Source organism: Streptomyces sp. NBC_00414, assembly GCF_036038375.1.
In the GTDB taxonomy this organism is placed as follows: domain Bacteria; phylum Actinomycetota; class Actinomycetes; order Streptomycetales; family Streptomycetaceae; genus Streptomyces.
The window spans coordinates 3,329,353-3,345,380 of the sequence record NZ_CP107935.1 but is presented as its reverse complement, the minus strand read 5'-3'; the positions used below and the strand labels follow the sequence as shown (position 1 = coordinate 3,345,380).

The following is a 16,028-nucleotide window of genomic DNA, read 5'->3' as shown; positions in this document are numbered from 1 at the left end:
ATGACCGCTGCCGCCGACGGCTTCCACATGCCCGCCGAGTGGGCCCCGCACGAGCGCACCTGGATGGCGTGGCCGGGCCCGAACCCCACCTTCGACGACCCCGGCGACCTCGCCGAGGCCTGTGCCGCCTGGGCGGCGGTGGCCCGTGCGGTACGACGCTTCGAGCCGGTCACGGTCGTGTGCGGGCCTGGCCGGTCCGCGGCCGCGCGAGCCCTCCTGGGCCCCGGCATCGACACCGTCGAGCACGACCTCGACGACGCCTGGATGCGGGACATCGGCCCCACCTTCCTCACCGGAGCCAAGGGTGAACTCGCCGCCGTGGACTGGACGTTCAACGGCTGGGGCGCCCAGGCCTGGGCCCGCTGGGAGCACGACGCCACGATCGGGGCGTACGTGTCGGACCTCGCCGGCGCCCGTACGTACGCCTCGCGACTCGTCAACGAGGGCGGCGCGATCCACGTCGACGGCCAGGGCACGGTGCTGCTCACCGAGACCGTGCAGCTCGGCCCCGAGCGCAACCCCGGCTGGACCCGCGAGGAGGTCGAGGCGGAGATCCACGGCATGCTCGGCACCCGCAAGGCGATCTGGCTGCCGCGCGGCCTCACCGGCGACTACCCGCCCCCGCCCTCCGAAGGGGACTCGGGGACCCCCGACAGCTTCGGCACCCTCGGCCACGTCGACATCGTCGCCGCCTTCGCCCGCCCCGGAGTCGTCGTCGCCCACTCCCAGCCCGATCCGGCCCACCCCGACCACGAGGTGTCGAAGGAGATCATCGGGCTGCTCGGTGCGGCGACCGACGCGCACGGCCGGCGTATCGAGGTGGTGGAGGTCCCCGCCCCGACGGTCCTGGAGGCCGACGGCCACTGGGCCGACTACTCGTACATCAACCACTACCTCTGCAACGGCGGAGTCGTCCTCTGCGGCTTTGACGACCCGCGCGACGAGACCGCGGCGGGTATCTTCCGGCGCCTGTTCCCCGACCGGACGGTGACCCTGGTGGACGCGCGGGCGATCTTCGCGGGCGGCGGCGGCATCCACTGCGTCACACAGCAGCAGCCGAGGGCCGACCGCGCGGAGGCACGGTGACCACCCGCCGGCGCACCACCGCCCCGCCCCGTGAGGACGTCCTCGCCGCGGCCATGAACATGATCGCCGAGCGCGGCCTGGAGAAGCTCACCATGGCGGCGCTGGGCGCCGAGGTCGGGATGAGCAGCGGGCATCTCCTCTACTACTTCCGCTCCAAGGACGAGTTGCTGCTGCGCACCCTGGAGTGGAGCGAGGGACTGCTCGGCACCGAGCGCGGCCGGCTGCTCGCACGGGCGGCTCCGGCGCGCGAGCGACTCGACGCGTACGTCGACCTGTACGTGCCCGAGGGCCACCGCGATCCGCACTGGACCCTCTGGCTGGAGGTCTGGAACCGCTCGCAGAACGCCGACGACGACGCCCGCGGGCGTCAGGCCGCGATCGAGGGCGTCTGGCACCGCGACCTGGTGGCACTGATCGCGGAGGGCTCCTCGCGCGGGGAGTTCCGGCCGGTCGACCCCGACCGCTTCGCCACCCGTCTGCGTGCCCTCCTCGACGGCTTCTCCATCCATGTCGCGATCGGCCTGCGGGGCACGGACCGAGGGCAAGTTCTCGGCCACGTACGGGAATTCCTGGACGAGGCGCTGCGCCCGCAGACGGCCCCGGACGCTTGAACGCACGTCCAGGTTGTACGCGATATGGCGGATTGACCCCTGCCTGACGGTGCGTTTGCATCGGATGAGCCCTCGGCGCAGGGCCGGGGGACGAGCGCTACGGGGAGCCGGGGGGAATCAGTCGTGCGCAGAAGCATGCGTGAGGCGGTCGCAGCCCCGGCCGAATCACCACAGGGGGAAAGCTCTTGTACGCCAGCACGCGCACGACTCGCATCACACGCACCTCTCGCACCACGCGCACCGCGCTCGCCGCGGCTCTTGTCGCCTCCGCGGTGACCGCGACGGTTCTGACGGGGACCGCCGCGACCGCCGCGCCCAGAGCTCCGCACGCCGCTGCGCACACCGAGCCGGTCAGCGTCACCCCCGGGGGGAAAGCGGGCAACGGAGCCTCGGGCGACGCCGCCATCAGCCGCAACGGACGCTATGTCGCCTTCACCTCGGACGCGGAGGACCTGGATCCGAACACGCCGCACGGGGGCATGTACCTGCGCGACCTGCGCACCGACAAGACCCGCTTCGCCGGCTTCGGCGGTGTGGCGGCGGCCCTCGACGACGGCCGGCTCGCGTACGCCGCGTCCGGCGACGTGTGGCTGTCCGAACCGGGCACGGGCCGGCAGGAGAAGTTCGGGATCGAGATCCCCGAGGGATTCACCGGGTCGCCCGGCGCGGTCTCCGTCAGCCCGAACGGCCGCTACGCCGTCTACACGCTGAACGAGACCGGCGAGGGCACCGTGGTCTTCCTGCGCGACCGGACCGCCGGCACCACCGAGCGGATCAGCCACCCCCGGCCCACCTGGGAGCCGCGCAACGCCTTCGAGCCGACGGTCAGCGACGACGGCCGCCGCGTCGCCTACCAGTACAACTACGCGAACGGCCCGCGCGGCGACGACTGGGGGGACATCTGGGTGTACGACCGCCGCACCGGCGAGCGCGTCCAGGCCGACCGCTCCCACGACGGCACGGCCACCGAGAAGGAGTCGCTGCGCCCGTCCATCAGCGGCGACGGACGCACGGTCGTCTTCGAGTCCCGGGACACCCACCTGGTCCCCGACGACAACGACGGCGCCTGGAACGTGTTCGTGCACGACCTCGCCACCGGCGCCAACCTGCGTGTCCACGGCACCCAGGGCGGCTCCGGCGAGGCCTACACCCGTAACCCCGCGGTGAGCCCCGACGGGCGGTACGTCACGTTCATGTCGGAGGTGACGGAGCCGGACGCCCAGTACGGCAAGGAGTGGCCCGTCTATCTGCGGGACCTGAGGAAGGGCACCACCGTCCTGGTGACGCCCGACTCCACCGGCGGCACGGCCACGGCCGACGTCCTGCCGGGCCGGATCTCCGAGGGCGCCCGCCGCATCGCCTTCCAGTCGGGGGACCCGGCGCTGATCCCGGCCGGCGACACGAACGACGGCACCGACGTGTTCGTCCGCCACCTGCGGTGACGTGCCGGTGACACACCGAGTGCTCGCATCCTGAGACGGACGGTGAGCACGGAGGCGGTATGTGCCAGACTGCGTCCGTGCTCTCGTTCGCCACGATTATTGGCAGCAGGCGCGCCGGTCCGCAGTGACCACCACGTACGACCAGGTACGGGTGGACACCGTCGTCTCGACCCGCGCGCAGACCTCTCGCACCCGCGAGGGGTTTTTCGCTTTTCTGGCCCACCCTCAGCCGGAGGCGAGAGCGCGAGGGACCATGTGGGGACGGCGGAGCCGGTCATTCCGGTACCGACCGAGATCTGATCCTCAGGAGCCTTGACACCATGACCGAACCCAGCGAGCTCGACGATTCGTTCCACGTCTTCGACACCACCCTGCGCGACGGCGCGCAGCGTGAGGGCATCAACCTCACCGTCGCGGACAAGCTGGCCATCGCACGGCACCTGGACGACTTCGGCGTGGGCTTCATCGAGGGCGGGTGGCCGGGTGCGAACCCGCGCGACACCGAGTTCTTCGCCCGCGCCCAGCAGGAGATCGACTTCAAGCACGCCCAGCTCGTCGCCTTCGGCGCCACCCGCCGGGCAGGCGGCAAAGCGAGCGAGGACCCGCAGGTCAAGGCGCTCGTCGCGTCCGGCGCGCCCGTCGTCACACTCGTCGCCAAGTCCCATGACCGGCATGTCGAGCTGGCGCTGCGCACGACCCTCGAAGAGAACCTGGAGATGGTCCGCGACACCGTCTCCTACCTCCGTTCCGAGGGCCGTCGCGTCTTCGTCGACTGCGAGCACTTCTTCGACGGCTACCGGGCGAACCCGCAGTACGCGAAGGCCGTCGTCCGGGCCGCCTCGGAGGCCGGCGCCGACGTCGTCGTCCTCTGCGACACCAACGGCGGCATGCTGCCCGCGCAGGTCCAGGCCGTCGTCGCCACCGTCCTCGCCGACACCGGGGCACGCCTGGGCATGCACGCCCAGGACGACACGGGCTGCGCCGTCGCCAACACCCTCGCCGCCGTGGACGCGGGCGCGACGCACGTCCAGTGCACGGCGAACGGCTACGGCGAGCGCGTCGGCAACTCCAACCTCTTCCCGGTCGTGGCGGCCCTGGAGCTGAAGTACGGCAAGAAGGTCCTCCCGGCGGGCGCGCTGTCCGAGATGACCCGCATCTCGCACGCGATCGCCGAGGTCGTGAACCTCACCCCGTCCACGCACCAGCCGTACGTCGGTGTCTCGGCCTTCGCCCACAAGGCGGGTCTGCACGCCTCGGCGATCAAGGTGGACCCGGACCTCTACCAGCACATCGACCCCGAGCTGGTCGGCAACACGATGCGGATGCTCGTCTCCGACATGGCGGGCCGCGCCTCCATCGAGCTCAAGGGCAAGGAACTCGGCGTCGACCTCGGCGGCGACCGCGAGCTGATCGGCCGGGTCGTGGGCCGGGTCAAGGAGCGTGAGCTGCAGGGCTACACGTACGAGGCGGCGGACGCCTCCTTCGAGCTGCTCCTGCGGGAGGAGGCCGAGGGCAAGGCCCGCAAGTACTTCGACGTGGAGTCCTGGCGGGCCATCGTCGAGGACCGCCCCGACGGCAGCCACGCCAACGAGGCCACGGTCAAGCTCTTCGCCAAGGGCGAGCGGATCGTCGCCACGGCGGAGGGCAACGGGCCGGTCAACGCGCTCGACCGGGCCCTGCGGGTAGCCCTGGAGAAGCTGTACCCCCAGCTCGCCAAGCTGGAACTGGTCGACTACAAGGTCCGCATCCTGGAGGGCAAGCACGGCACGGAGTCCACGACGCGGGTCCTCATCTCCACCTCGGACGGGGCGGGGGAGTGGTCGACGGTCGGCGTCGCGAAGAACGTGATCGCGGCGTCTTGGCAGGCGCTGGAGGACGCGTACACGTACGGGCTGCTGCGCGCGGGCGTAGAACCGGCCGCCTAGCCAACCTTTTCCTCGCCCCCGCCGCCCCTACCCTTCCCGTCACTGCATGGGGGCTCCGCCCCCTCGCCCCCGCTGATCGCGCTTCGCGCTCGTCCTCAAACGCCGGACGGGCTGGTAGTCAGCCCCTCCGGCGTTTGGGGAGCGGGGGTTCGGGGGCGGAGCCCCCGAGACGTGGACGGGAACGGGTAAGGGCGGCGGGGGCGAGAGAACGCCCTACCGCAGCTGCCACTTCTGGTTGGCGGCCCCCGTGCAGGACCAGATCTGCGCCCGAGCCCCGTTCGCAGACGAGTTGTCACTCACGTCGAGGCACTTGTTCGCGGCGGTGTTCACGACGTCCCCCGTAGAGGCGTTGTACGACCACCCCTGCGCCCCTGACCCATTGCAGTCGTACAGCTGCACCTTCGCCCCGTCGGACACGGACGCCGAAGTGACATCGAGGCACTTCCCGAGCGCCCGCACGGACCCGTCCGCCCCCACCGTCCAGCTCTGAGCGGCAGACCCGTTGCAGTCGTACAGCTGCACGGCCGAACCGTTCGCCGACGAACCGCCCGCCACGTCCAGGCACTTGCCCGCGAGCCCCACGAACGCCCCGGCCTGCCCGCCGCCGCCCCCGGACTGCGTGCCCGACCAGGTGAAGGTCGCCGACGTCTTGCCGGGCAGCGAGTAGGTGGCGTGCTGCGAGCCCCAGTTGACCGTCACGGTCCTGGCCGCGGACGAGTCGTTGTACGCGATCAGCGCCTTCGACCCGTCCGGGTTGCGCCACGCCACGTTCGGCACGGACGCGCTCGCCGTGGAGGCGATGCGATGCGCACCCGGCCGGACGAACTTCGTCAGGTGACCCATCGTGTAGTACTCGATCGTGTAGTCGACCTGCCCGTGCCGGGAGTCCCCGTTGTGCACGGTGACCAGCCCGTCGCAGGTGCCGCAACCGCCGTTGTGCGGACCGCGGTTCTGGTCCACGGCCAGCGACCACTTGGTGACCGACTTCGCCCAGTTGCGGGTGTAGTCGATGATGTTGCTCATGTCTTCGCGCTGCTGGTTGGCGATCCAGGTGCCGCCCGAGTGCTCGGTGCCGAAGGCGTCCAGCTGCGGGTACTGGTTGTGCACGGATGTCTGCTTGGCGACGTCACCGCCGTAGCCGTGCCAGGCGATCCCGCCGAAGTTCGGGTGCGAGCGGACCGCCGCGTCGTCGACGGTCTGGGCCGCGTACGCGTCGTAGGTGTCCCAGTTCCAGTCGTGGGCCAGCACCTTGGTGGACAGCCCCGCGCCCTGGAGCCTGGGCAGCAGCTCGCTCTTGGTGAAGTACGCGAGCCCGGAGCCGTTCCAGCTCATGGACGGGTAGCCGGAGCAGCAGGTCGGTTCGTTCTGGGCGCTGACGTAGTCGACGGGCACGCCCTGGTCGCGCCAGGCCTGGAGGTACTTCACGAAGTAGTTGGCGTACGCCCCGTAGTTCTCGGCCTTCAGCCAGCCGCCGTTGAGCTGCCCGTTGTCCTTCATCCAGGCGGGCGCGGTCCACGGCGAGGCCATCAGGGTGAGCGACGGATTGAGCTGCCTGGCCTGTTTCGTCAACGACAGCACGTCCTCCAGGTCGTGCGCGATCGAGAACTTGGCGAGGGTGGGATCGGTCTGCCCGGCGGGCACGTCGTCGTACGTATAGCCGAAGCGGGCCAGGTCCGAGCCGCCCATCGGGTTGCGGACGAAGGACAGACCGATGCCGTCGGTGGGGGAGAACAGCTTGCGCATGGTCGCGTCGCGCGTCGCCTGGGAGAGGGCGCCGCTGCCGTCCATCAGCCAGGCCGCGGTGTCCGTGAACGACGCGCCGCCGCCGGAGAAGGTCTGGTAGCGGGTGTTCTCGTCGACGGTGATGTTCTCGCCACCGCCGCCGCTGCCGGCCTGGAACGCGAACGGCGTCTGCGCCTGCAGCCCCCGTACGACGTGCCGGCCGCCGGAGTCGTCGGTCGTGGTGAGCCAGGCCGTGACCTGCTCGCCCGCGGCGTGCGCGGGCGGGACGCCGACCGTGGTCAGACCGGCGGTCATGAGCAGCCCGGCGAGAAGGAGCCGGGCCACCCGACGGGGCCTTCCGGAGACGGGGACGGGGGTGGGGCCGGGGCTGGAAATGGATACGGGAATGCCCATGATGCGGTGCGCCGCCCTTCTGGAGGTGGGGGGAACGGGAGGCGTGCGAGGCGTGAGTAAATGACGGCTTCGGGTCCGCGTCAAGAGGGTGCGCGTTCAGTTTCCGAACGGGCAACACCCCTGATCCGGCCGCGACTTCGCTCGGTACGGGCTTCTGTGCTGGCTTTGGTGTGAAGTCTTGACGGCCGGGCGGGGCGTCAGTTAACTCACGGCGTGATTTAAGTCCTGCGAGGTCATCCCGACAAAGCTTGAGCCGAGGGAAGGTCCATGCGAAGAACCGCCCTGCTCGTCTCCACCGCCCTGCTGACCGGTCTGCTGCCGTTCGCCGTGGCGGGTACCGCCTCCGGAGCGGACGATCCCGCCCCCGTCCCCGTCGACAACTTCGAGGGCGAGATCCCGTTCGCGAACCCGCCCGCAGAGGGCATTTTCACCTGGGGCAGCGACTCGGACGACCCGCCCACCCTGGAGCTCGCCGCCCGCGACGACGCGCCGCAGGGCGACAAGGTCCTGGCCGGCACGTACGACATCAGCGGCTACGGAGGCTTCACGCACGACTTCGCCTTCGCCGAGCCGGCCCACGACTGGTCGGCGAGCAAGGGCATCCGCTTCTGGTGGGACGGCCGCAACAACGGCAAGAAGGTGAACTTCGAGCTCAAGGACGGCGGCGCCAACGGCGAGGCCTCCGAGCTGTGGACGACGTCCTTCACCGACGACTTCACCGGCTGGAAACAGCTGGAGATCCCGTTCACCGACTTCACCTACCGTACGGACTACCAGCCCGTCGGCGGCATCGACCAGGTGCTCGGCCTCACCGAGATGTGGGGCTACGCGCTCACGCTCCCGGTCGGCGTGAAGGACCAATTCGCCATGGACGGCGTGGAGTTGTACGGCAAGGCCGACCAGGCGCTGCGCGCCAACGTCGTCACCGACGCCGCCGTCTACCCGGTGAAGGAGGGCCGCTCGGCCGCCGTGAAGATCACGGTCGCCACCACCGGCTCCGCCCCGATCGAGGACCCGGTCACCGTCGCGTACGAGACGGCCGGCGGCACCGGTGAGTCCGGCAAGGACTACACCCCGGTCAAGGGTGAGCTGACCTTCCCGGCCGGTACGGCCTCGGGCGCCTCGCGGACCGTCTCGGTGTCCACCCTGCGCGACAAGGCGGGCGAGAACGCCGAGACCGTACCGCTGAAGCTCACGGTCACCGGCGCCAAGGCACCGGCCGAGAACCCACAGGTCGTCATCGACGCCCACGGACTGCCGTACCTGGACGCGAAGCTGCCGGTGAAGAAGCGGGTCGCCGACCTGCTGTCCCGGCTGTCCCTCGCCGAGAAGGCCGGCCAGATGACCCAGGCCGAGCGGGGCGCGCTCACCGCGCCGGGCGACATCGCCGCGTACGACCTCGGCTCGCTGCTCTCCGGCGGCGGCTCCACGCCGACGCCGAACACGCCCGAGGCCTGGGCGAAGATGATCGACGGCTTCCAGCTCCGGGCGCAGGCCACCCGGTTCCAGATCCCGCTCATCTACGGCGTGGACGCCGTGCACGGCCACAACAACCTCGTCGGCGCCACGATCCTGCCGCACAACATCGGCATCGGCGCCTCGCGCGATCCCCAGGTCGCGTACGACGCGGGCAAGGTGACCGCGGCCGAGGTCCGGGCCACCGGCATCCCGTGGGACTTCGCGCCCTGCCTGTGCGTGGCGCGCGACGAACGCTGGGGCCGGACGTACGAGTCGTTCGGTGAGGACCCGGCGCTCGTCGAGTCCATGGAGACCGTCATCCAGGGCCTCCAGGGAGCCGCCAGCGGCAAGGACCTGAAGCGCAACGACAAGGTCCTCGCCACCGCGAAGCACTTCGTCGGCGACGGCGGTACGGAGTTCGGCTCGTCCACGACCGGCTCGTACACGATCGACCAGGGCGTCACCAAGGTCACCCGGCAGGAGCTGGAAGCCGTCCACCTGGCTCCGTACCAGGACGCGGTGGACCGGGGCGTGGGTACGTTCATGCCCTCGTACTCCTCGCTGGACATCCTCGGTGACGGCAAGGGCGCGGTGAAGATGCACGCCCGCGCCGACATGCTCAACGGGGTCCTCAAGGACCGCATGGGCTTCGACGGCTTCGTGATCAGCGACTGGCAGGCCATCGACCAGATCCCCGGCGACTACGCGAGCGACGTCCGTACGTCGATCAACGCGGGCCTCGACATGATCATGGTCCCGTACGCGTACAAGGACTTCCACGCAACCCTCCTCGACGAGGTGCGGGCCGGGCGGGTCGGCGAGAAGCGGATCGACGACGCCGTCTCGCGCATCCTCACGCAGAAGTTCAAGCTGGGCCTCTTCGAGAAGCCGTACGCGGACACCGCGGGCGCCTCGAATATCGGTTCGGCGGAGCACCGGGCCGTGGCCCGCGAGGCCGCCGCCGAGTCCCAGGTCCTGCTGAAGAACGCGGGCGGTGTGCTGCCGCTGAAGAAGTCGCAGAAGGTGTACGTCGCCGGGTCCAACGCCGACGACATCGGCAACCAGACCGGCGGCTGGACCATCACCTGGCAGGGCTCGTCCGGGAAGATCACGGACGGGACGACGATCCTGGAGGGCCTGCGCAAGGCGGGCGGCTCCGTCACGTACTCCAAGGACGCGTCGGCGCCGACCGCGGGCAACGACGTGGGTGTCGTGGTTGTCGGCGAGACCCCGTACGCGGAGGGCGTCGGTGATGTCGGCAACGGCAACGACCTGGCCCTGACGGCCGCCGACAAAGCCGCCGTCGACACGGTGTGCGCCGCCATGAAGTGCGTCGTGCTCGTCGTCTCCGGGCGTCCGCAGCTCGTCGGTGACCAGCTCGGCGACATCGACGCGCTCGTCGCGTCCTGGCTGCCGGGCACCGAGGGCGACGGGGTCGCGGACGTGCTGTACGGGAAGCGGGCCTTCACCGGTCAGCTGCCCGTCACGTGGCCGAAGTCCGAGACCCAGCTGCCGATCAACGTCGGTGACGCGTCCTACGACCCGCAGTTCCCCTACGGGTGGGGTCTGACGACGCTGACCAAGGTGCCGGAGGGGGGCAAGGCCACGCTGAAGGCCCTTGCCGTCGCCGCCTCACTGGCCGAGCGGGCCGGGTCCGAGGAGGCGGGGCGCGCGATCGTCGGCAAGGCGCGGCTGCTCGTCCAGCAGAAGGTCGGGCAGGGGATCACCTCGGCAGTCGCCAAGCCGTTCGCCGACGCGGATCATCTGTTGCTGACCGGTCGCTATGCGCGGGCGGTGGAGAAGCTGACGGCCGCGTACAGCGCGGCCTGATCGGCCGCCTGCCGGGTCGCGGACGCTGTTCGTCCGCGGCCCGGTGGGGGCCGGGCGCGCCCACGCGGCGGAGCCGCGGACGGACACAGCCCCGCGCCCCTGAAAGACCGGCCCGGTGTCAGAAGGCGTGGGCCGCCGGAAACGGTGGGGCAGGAGTAGGTTCGGAGGTATGAAAGGCGCGCTGGCACGAGGACTCTCCGTTTTGCTGATCGCGTTCGCGGCGCTGGCCGTCGGGGGCGGCGGCGCCCACGCCGCCACGGACGTCCCGACCGTCGCGCAGGCCCTGCGCAAGAGCCCCGTGTACGTCGATCCGTCCATGGCCCGGGTCCTGTCCGACGCCGACGCCGAAGCCCTGGCCGCGAAGATCGAGAGGGCGGACAAACCGGTGTTCGTCGCCGTTCTTCCCGGGGACTTCCCCACGGAGAACCTCTTCCGGAACCTGCGCACCGACACCGGCATCACGGGCCTGTACGCGATCCGGCTCGGCACCCGGTTCGACGCGAAGGCCGACTCCTCCCTCATCCCGGCCGCCGCCGTGCGCAACATGGTGACCGGCGTCCGGGGCGAGGACACCAAGAGCCAGCTGGACCACTTCACGGACCTGGCCCTCGCCAACGTCGGCGGCTCCGCACCCAGCGGCTGGAGCGAGGGGGACGGCGACGGCGTCGGCACCGGCGCCCTGATCGGGGTCGGCGCGGTCGTCGTGGCGGGCGGCGCGGGCGCGTACGCCCTCGCGAGGCGCAACCGCCGCCGCAAGGAGGCGGAGCGGCAGGCCGCGCTCGACAGGCTGCGTGTCGTCGTGGACGAGGACATCACCGCCTTCGGCGAGGAACTCGACCGGCTCGACTTCCACCCCGCGGAGGCCGGCGCGGACGACACGATGCGCGCCGACTACGAGCGCGCCCTCGACGCGTACGACAAGGCGAAGTCCTTCATGGCCGCGGCCACCCGTCCCGAGGACGTACGCGGCGTCACCGAGGCGCTGGAGGACGGGCGCTTCTCCCTGGCCGTGCTCGCCGCGCGCCGCGAGGGCCGGCCGGTTCCCGAACGCCGGGCGCCCTGCTTCTTCGACCCGCGCCACGGCCCGTCGGTCGCCGACGCCGCCTGGACGCCGGCGGGCGGAGCGCCCCGCGAGGTGCCCGTCTGCGCCGCCGACCAGACCCGGCTGGCGGACGGCCACGACCCCGCCGTCCGCGAGGTCGACACCGACTCGGGCCGCCGCCCCTACTGGGACGCGGGTCCGGCGTACGGCCCCTGGGCGGGCGGCTACTTCGGCGGTGGCATCCTGCCCGGCCTCCTCGTCGGCACGGTGCTCGGCTCGATGATGGCCGGCCCGGCGTACGCGGCCGACTACGGCTCCGGTTACGGGGACTTCGGCGGCGGCGGGTACGAGGGCGGGGACGTGTCCGGCGCCGACTTCGACTCCGGTGACTTCAGCGGGGGCTTCGACGGCGGCGGTGGCGGGGACTTCGGTGGCGGGGGCGGCAGCGACTTCGGCGGCGGATTCTGACACCACGGGCGCCGGTACGTACCCGGGTGCCGGTGCGCCTACGGGTGCCGGTACGCCCGCGGGCCCGGCGCGGTTCGGCGCCGGACCCGTGGACCTCGTACGACGCGTGGACTTCGTACGACGCGTAGTCGTCGTACCGCGGACGTCGTACCGCGGACGTCAGAGAGTCGCGGCCGCCGAGGCGATCGCGGAGGCGAAGGTCGAGACCTCGCTGTAGACGCCGGGGGCGTTGGCGCGGGCGCAGCCTATGCCCCAGCTGACGATGCCGACCTGGATCCAGGCGCCGGCGCCGTCCCTGCGGAACATCGGACCGCCGGAGTCGCCCTGGCAGGTGTCCACGCCGCCCGCGGCGAAGCCGGCACAGATCTCGTCACTCGCGACGAGGCCGCTGTATCCGCTGTAGGACCGGCAGGTGGCGTCGCTGACGAACGGCACGCCGGCCTTGAGCATGTAGCGCTGCTGGGCGCCGCCCTCGCTGGCCGAACCCCAGCCGGCGACGGTGAAGGTCCCGGAGTTGTACGCCGTGCTGGTGGCGATCGGCAGCGTGGGCAGGTTGATGGGCTGGGCGAGCTTGATGAGCGCCCAGTCCTTGCCGTTGCCGTTGTAGCCGGGGGCCCGGTAGATCTTGGTGGACTTGACCTGGACCCGGCCGGAGGTGGACTGCAGGTCCACGACCCCGGCGGTGGCGGTGATGCTCGTGTTGTTGCCGGTGGCGCCCACGCAGTGCGCGGCGGTGAGTACGATCTGCTGCGTGTAGAGCGCGCCGCCGCAGCCCATGGAGAGCCGGACCATGAACGGGAACTCGCCCTGCGCGGCGCGGGTTCCGCCGACGACGGGCGCCGGGGCGGCCTGCGCGGTGGAGAGGGGCTGGAGGCTGATGACCGCGAGGGCGGCGGCGCCGGCGACCGCGCATCTCTTGAGCGTCTTGAGGAGATTCTTCAACGTGATGCCTTCCGTGGGGGGTGGAAGTGACAGGCGCATGCCAAGTCAGACGAGAAGAAATCGCGTAGTTCACGGCATGAGCCGGTCAATTTCTGTTGAGGGATTATGCGAACGCTGTGAGCGCCGCCACAAGGGGCTGAAATCAGCCGTTCCTATCCGGTCAGCGGAGTCTGCCGACGGCCGCGGTCGGGGACGGTCGTCAGGTCCGGTCCGGCAGGGCCAGCCACTCCTTCCACGACAGGTCCCGTCCGACGAACCGCGGCCGCTCGAAGGGCCACGCCCCGGCGATCCACCGCGGCACGAAGGCGTCCAGGTCACGCTCCAGCGAGGTCCCCACCTGGCCGTCGACGACCCACCAGGAGATCTCGGCGTCGGCGCCGGCCTTCTCCGGGGGATCGATGTACACGCACCCGTACTCGGTGGTCTCCGCCTCGTCGAACAGCACGTAGTTGAAGGACTCGTGCGCCTCGATCTCGGCCGCGTGCCGTTCCAGGTCCGCCTTGTTGGCCTCGTACGTGATGGTGGCGGCGGGCCAGCCCCAGGCCTCCCCGAAGATCGACCACAGCCGCTCCCGCGAACCCATCACCGCCGGGTAGTCGATCGCGGCGTCCGCGCCGGCGATCGGCCGCAGATGCGGTCCGCCGGGCAGGTCGACGCGCAGCGGATGGACGAAGTCAGCGGGCAGCCAGGTCATCCCCGGAGGCTAACCCGCGGCCCACCGGGCCCGCACCGGGATATCCGTGGCCGGTGGACCCGGCTTTCCGTCACCGCTCAGGGGCTCCGCCCCCGAACCCCCGTTGCGCAGTTCCCCGCGCCCCCGTGTGGAGGGCGGGTTATCTGGGACAGTGTCTGTCCTATTTGCGTCCTACCGTCTCCTCATGGATGACAGTCGTGGATCGCTCGGCAGCCTCGACGGTGTGGAGATCAAGGCCTTCACGGATGCGGCGCAGCTGGACGCGTGGGTGTCCGCGCATGAGGGGCTCCGGGGCGGGGTCTGGCTGCGGATCGCCAAGAAGGGGTCGGGAGTGCCGTCGATCACCGTGACGGAGGCGCTCGACGTGGCCCTCTGTCACGGCTGGATCGACGGTCAACGGCGCCGCCTCGACGCGTCGTTCTATCTGCAGAGGTACACCCCGCGCAGGCGGGGCAGCCTCTGGTCGAAGGTGAACGTGCGCAAGGTGGAGGCACTGACCGCGGCCGGCCGGATGCGTCCCACGGGCCACGCGGAGGTCGCCGCCGCGCGGGCGGACGGCCGGTGGGAGGCCGCGTACGAGTCGCAGCGCGACGCCACCGTGCCGGACGACCTCGCCGCCGCGCTTGACCGCAGCCCGCGCGCGAAGGCCTGCTTCGACGGGCTCGGGAAGACGGGCCGGTACCTGGTCGTCCTGGGCCTGTTGAGGGCGAGGACCCCCGAGGTGCGGGCCGCCCGGCTGCGGAAGGCCGTCACCGGGCTGGAGTCGGGGCAGCCGGTGCGGTGACGCCGATGCGTGCGCCCGGGCCGTCCGGCCCTGACGCACAGGACGCACAGGACGGCCCGCACAGCCGAGCGCCCGCCGTCCGCTCGCAAGGAGTCGGAGGGCGGGCGCGCTCGGCGAGCGGGGCTCGGGGCGGAGTCCCGGGTGCCCGGGTCAGGCGGCGTTCTTGATCGCCGAGATGTCGAAGGTCAGCTTGATCTTGTCGGAGACGAGCACGCCACCGGTCTCGAGCGCCGCGTTCCAGGTGAGGCCCCACTCGGAGCGCAGGATCTCGGCCTTGCCCTCGAAGCCGACGCGCTCGTTGCCGAACGGGTCCTTCGCCGCGCCGTTGAACTCCAGGTCGATGGAGAGCGGCTTGGTGGTGCCGAGGATCGTCAGGTCACCGGTGATGCGGTAGTCGTCGCCACCGAGGGCCTGCGCCGCGGTGGAGCGGAAGGTCATCGTGGGGAACTCCTCCGTCTTGAAGAAGTCCGCGCTCTTCAGGTGACCGTCACGGTCGTCGGAGCCGGTGCTGATGCTGTCCATCTTGACGTCGATGGACGCCGTCGACAGCGACGGGTCGCCGCCGTCCAGGTGCAGGCTGCCGGTGAAGTCCTGGAAACCGCCCTTGACGTTCGTGACCATGGCGTGGCGCGCCACGAAGCCGATCGTCGAGTGGGCCGGGTCGATCGCGTAGTCGCCGGTCAGCGCGGCGAGGTCGGGGCTCACGGCGCCGGGCGTCGCGGTTGCGGTGTCGGTGTCCTTGCGGCCGAAGATTCCCATGACTGGCTCCTTGGGGGGACGAGCTCCGGCCCTGTGCCGAAGCTGTTTAACGTTCAACTAGGGCGACCATAGACCTATTCCCTACGGGTTTCAACTGTGGTCGGGGTGTGTTGCCCCGGTTACACCCGGTTGCCATTGGTCTAAACCCAAGGTCATCCGTTGGCCCCCTGGTGGACACGTGTAGACCTCGGGCACCATCGCCTTGCTCCCCCTGCACAGCCGTCCCCAGCCCCGCGGTCGGCAAGGTCACCCGCAGCCGGCACGTACCCGCGTACACCCGCAGTCCGCACGGTCATCCGCAGGAAAGGCTCCTCATGAAGCTCCGCTCCGCCCTGACCGCCCTCACCCTCTTCGCCGCCCCGGCCGCCGTCGTGCTCGGCGGCGCCACGGGGGCGTCCGCCGCTCCCGACACCAGCACGATCGCCGAAGCCGCCGCCGTCACGAAGATCAGCCACGCGAGCGCGACCTCGATGTTCAGCGGCTCCGGCATCACCTGGTCGTCCTCCGGCGGCTGCTCGGACCGCAACAACCCCACCTGTACGTCCTTCGAGCAGCTCAACCTCGCCACCGCCCAGGGCGCCCAGACCCTGAAGAGCGCCACCGGCTGCGCCCTCAACATCACCGGCGGCACGGAGACGGGCCACGCGAGCGGCACGTACTCCCATTGGAACGGCTACAAGCTCGACTACGCCAAGAGCACCTGCGTCACGAACTACATCAAGAACACGTTCACCTACATCGGCCCGCGCGGAGACGGAGCCCTCCAGTACCGGTCGGGCTCCGGCAACATCTACGCGGACGAGGGCAACCACTGGGACGTCCTCTACCACAACTGCGGCGGCTGCTAGGAG

General features: G+C 70.9%; 12 protein-coding genes. 8 read left to right on the top strand and 4 right to left on the bottom strand.

The features are described 5' to 3' along the window. From OHS59_RS14215 to cimA, 4 genes are all read left to right on the top strand, one after another. Positions 1-1,086, top strand: a complete 1,086-nt coding sequence (locus OHS59_RS14215) for an agmatine deiminase family protein (protein ID WP_328493763.1) — start codon at positions 1-3, stop codon at positions 1,084-1,086. 53 nt (positions 1,087-1,139) lie between these two features. Beyond that, positions 1,140-1,697 carry a TetR/AcrR family transcriptional regulator gene (locus tag OHS59_RS14210; RefSeq protein ID WP_328499199.1) on the top strand — a complete coding sequence of 186 codons (558 nt, stop codon included), beginning with the start codon at positions 1,140-1,142 and terminating at the stop codon, positions 1,695-1,697. A gap of 185 nt (positions 1,698-1,882) precedes the next feature. Further along, entirely contained in the window at positions 1,883-3,139 is a 1,257-nt protein-coding gene (locus OHS59_RS14205) for a hypothetical protein (protein WP_328493762.1), read from the top strand. 320 nt (positions 3,140-3,459) lie between these two features. Then, entirely contained in the window at positions 3,460-5,064 is a 1,605-nt protein-coding gene (gene cimA, locus OHS59_RS14200) for a citramalate synthase (protein ID WP_328493761.1), read from the top strand. A 213-nt stretch (positions 5,065-5,277) separates the two neighbouring features. On the opposite strand, the gene OHS59_RS14195 is transcribed toward cimA, so the two are convergent. Beyond that, the gene (locus OHS59_RS14195) at positions 5,278-7,101 is read right to left on the bottom strand and encodes a ricin-type beta-trefoil lectin domain protein (protein WP_328499198.1); all 1,824 of its coding nucleotides are present in this window, start codon (positions 7,099-7,101) and stop codon (positions 5,278-5,280) included. Positions 7,102-7,467: 366 nt separating this feature from the next. Between OHS59_RS14195 and OHS59_RS14190 the strand changes: the two genes are divergently transcribed. Further along, complete coding sequence (locus OHS59_RS14190; RefSeq protein WP_328493760.1) at positions 7,468-10,488, top strand: glycoside hydrolase family 3 protein; 3,021 nt, start codon at positions 7,468-7,470, stop codon at positions 10,486-10,488. A gap of 169 nt (positions 10,489-10,657) precedes the next feature. After that, positions 10,658-11,998 carry a hypothetical protein gene (locus tag OHS59_RS14185; RefSeq protein WP_328493759.1) on the top strand — a complete coding sequence of 447 codons (1,341 nt, stop codon included), beginning with the start codon at positions 10,658-10,660 and terminating at the stop codon, positions 11,996-11,998. Positions 11,999-12,157: 159 nt separating this feature from the next. Here the strand turns inward: OHS59_RS14185 and OHS59_RS14180 are convergent, their stop codons facing one another. Together OHS59_RS14180 and OHS59_RS14175 are read right to left on the bottom strand one after the other, a co-directional pair. Next, positions 12,158-12,940 carry a serine protease gene (locus OHS59_RS14180; RefSeq protein WP_328493758.1) on the bottom strand — a complete coding sequence of 261 codons (783 nt, stop codon included), beginning with the start codon at positions 12,938-12,940 and terminating at the stop codon, positions 12,158-12,160. Positions 12,941-13,139: 199 nt separating this feature from the next. Further along, complete coding sequence (locus OHS59_RS14175) at positions 13,140-13,634, bottom strand: N-acetyltransferase (protein ID WP_328493757.1); 495 nt, start codon at positions 13,632-13,634, stop codon at positions 13,140-13,142. Between the two features lie 184 nt (positions 13,635-13,818). On the opposite strand from OHS59_RS14175, the gene OHS59_RS14170 reads away from it, so the two are divergent. Further along, positions 13,819-14,418 (top strand): YdeI/OmpD-associated family protein, encoded by a 600-nt coding sequence (locus tag OHS59_RS14170; RefSeq protein WP_328493756.1) that lies wholly within the window; start codon positions 13,819-13,821, stop codon positions 14,416-14,418. A gap of 150 nt (positions 14,419-14,568) precedes the next feature. Here OHS59_RS14170 and OHS59_RS14165 read toward each other — a convergent pair whose 3' ends face one another. After that, a complete protein-coding gene (locus OHS59_RS14165; protein ID WP_328493755.1) occupies positions 14,569-15,177 on the bottom strand; it encodes a YceI family protein in 609 nt (202 codons plus the stop codon). A gap of 314 nt (positions 15,178-15,491) precedes the next feature. Between OHS59_RS14165 and OHS59_RS14160 the strand changes: the two genes are divergently transcribed. Then, positions 15,492-16,025, top strand: coding sequence for a hypothetical protein (locus OHS59_RS14160; RefSeq protein WP_328493754.1), 534 nt, complete (start codon positions 15,492-15,494; stop codon positions 16,023-16,025). Positions 16,026-16,028 lie beyond the last annotated feature (3 nt).

Coding starts and splice junctions, on each gene's coding strand:
- OHS59_RS14190 (WP_328493760.1), top strand. CDS start 7,468: ATGCGAAGAACCGCCCTGCTCGTCTCCACCGCCCTGCTGACCGGTCTG.
- cimA (WP_328493761.1), top strand. CDS start 3,460: ATGACCGAACCCAGCGAGCTCGACGATTCGTTCCACGTCTTCGACACC.
- OHS59_RS14160 (WP_328493754.1), top strand. CDS start 15,492: ATGAAGCTCCGCTCCGCCCTGACCGCCCTCACCCTCTTCGCCGCCCCG.
- OHS59_RS14185 (WP_328493759.1), top strand. CDS start 10,658: ATGAAAGGCGCGCTGGCACGAGGACTCTCCGTTTTGCTGATCGCGTTC.
- OHS59_RS14195 (WP_328499198.1), bottom strand. CDS start 7,101: ATGACCGCCGGTCTGACCACGGTCGGCGTCCCGCCCGCGCACGCCGCG.
- OHS59_RS14215 (WP_328493763.1), top strand. CDS start 1: ATGACCGCTGCCGCCGACGGCTTCCACATGCCCGCCGAGTGGGCCCCG.
- OHS59_RS14210 (WP_328499199.1), top strand. CDS start 1,140: ATGAACATGATCGCCGAGCGCGGCCTGGAGAAGCTCACCATGGCGGCG.
- OHS59_RS14175 (WP_328493757.1), bottom strand. CDS start 13,634: ATGACCTGGCTGCCCGCTGACTTCGTCCATCCGCTGCGCGTCGACCTG.
- OHS59_RS14165 (WP_328493755.1), bottom strand. CDS start 15,177: ATGGGAATCTTCGGCCGCAAGGACACCGACACCGCAACCGCGACGCCC.
- OHS59_RS14170 (WP_328493756.1), top strand. CDS start 13,819: ATGGATGACAGTCGTGGATCGCTCGGCAGCCTCGACGGTGTGGAGATC.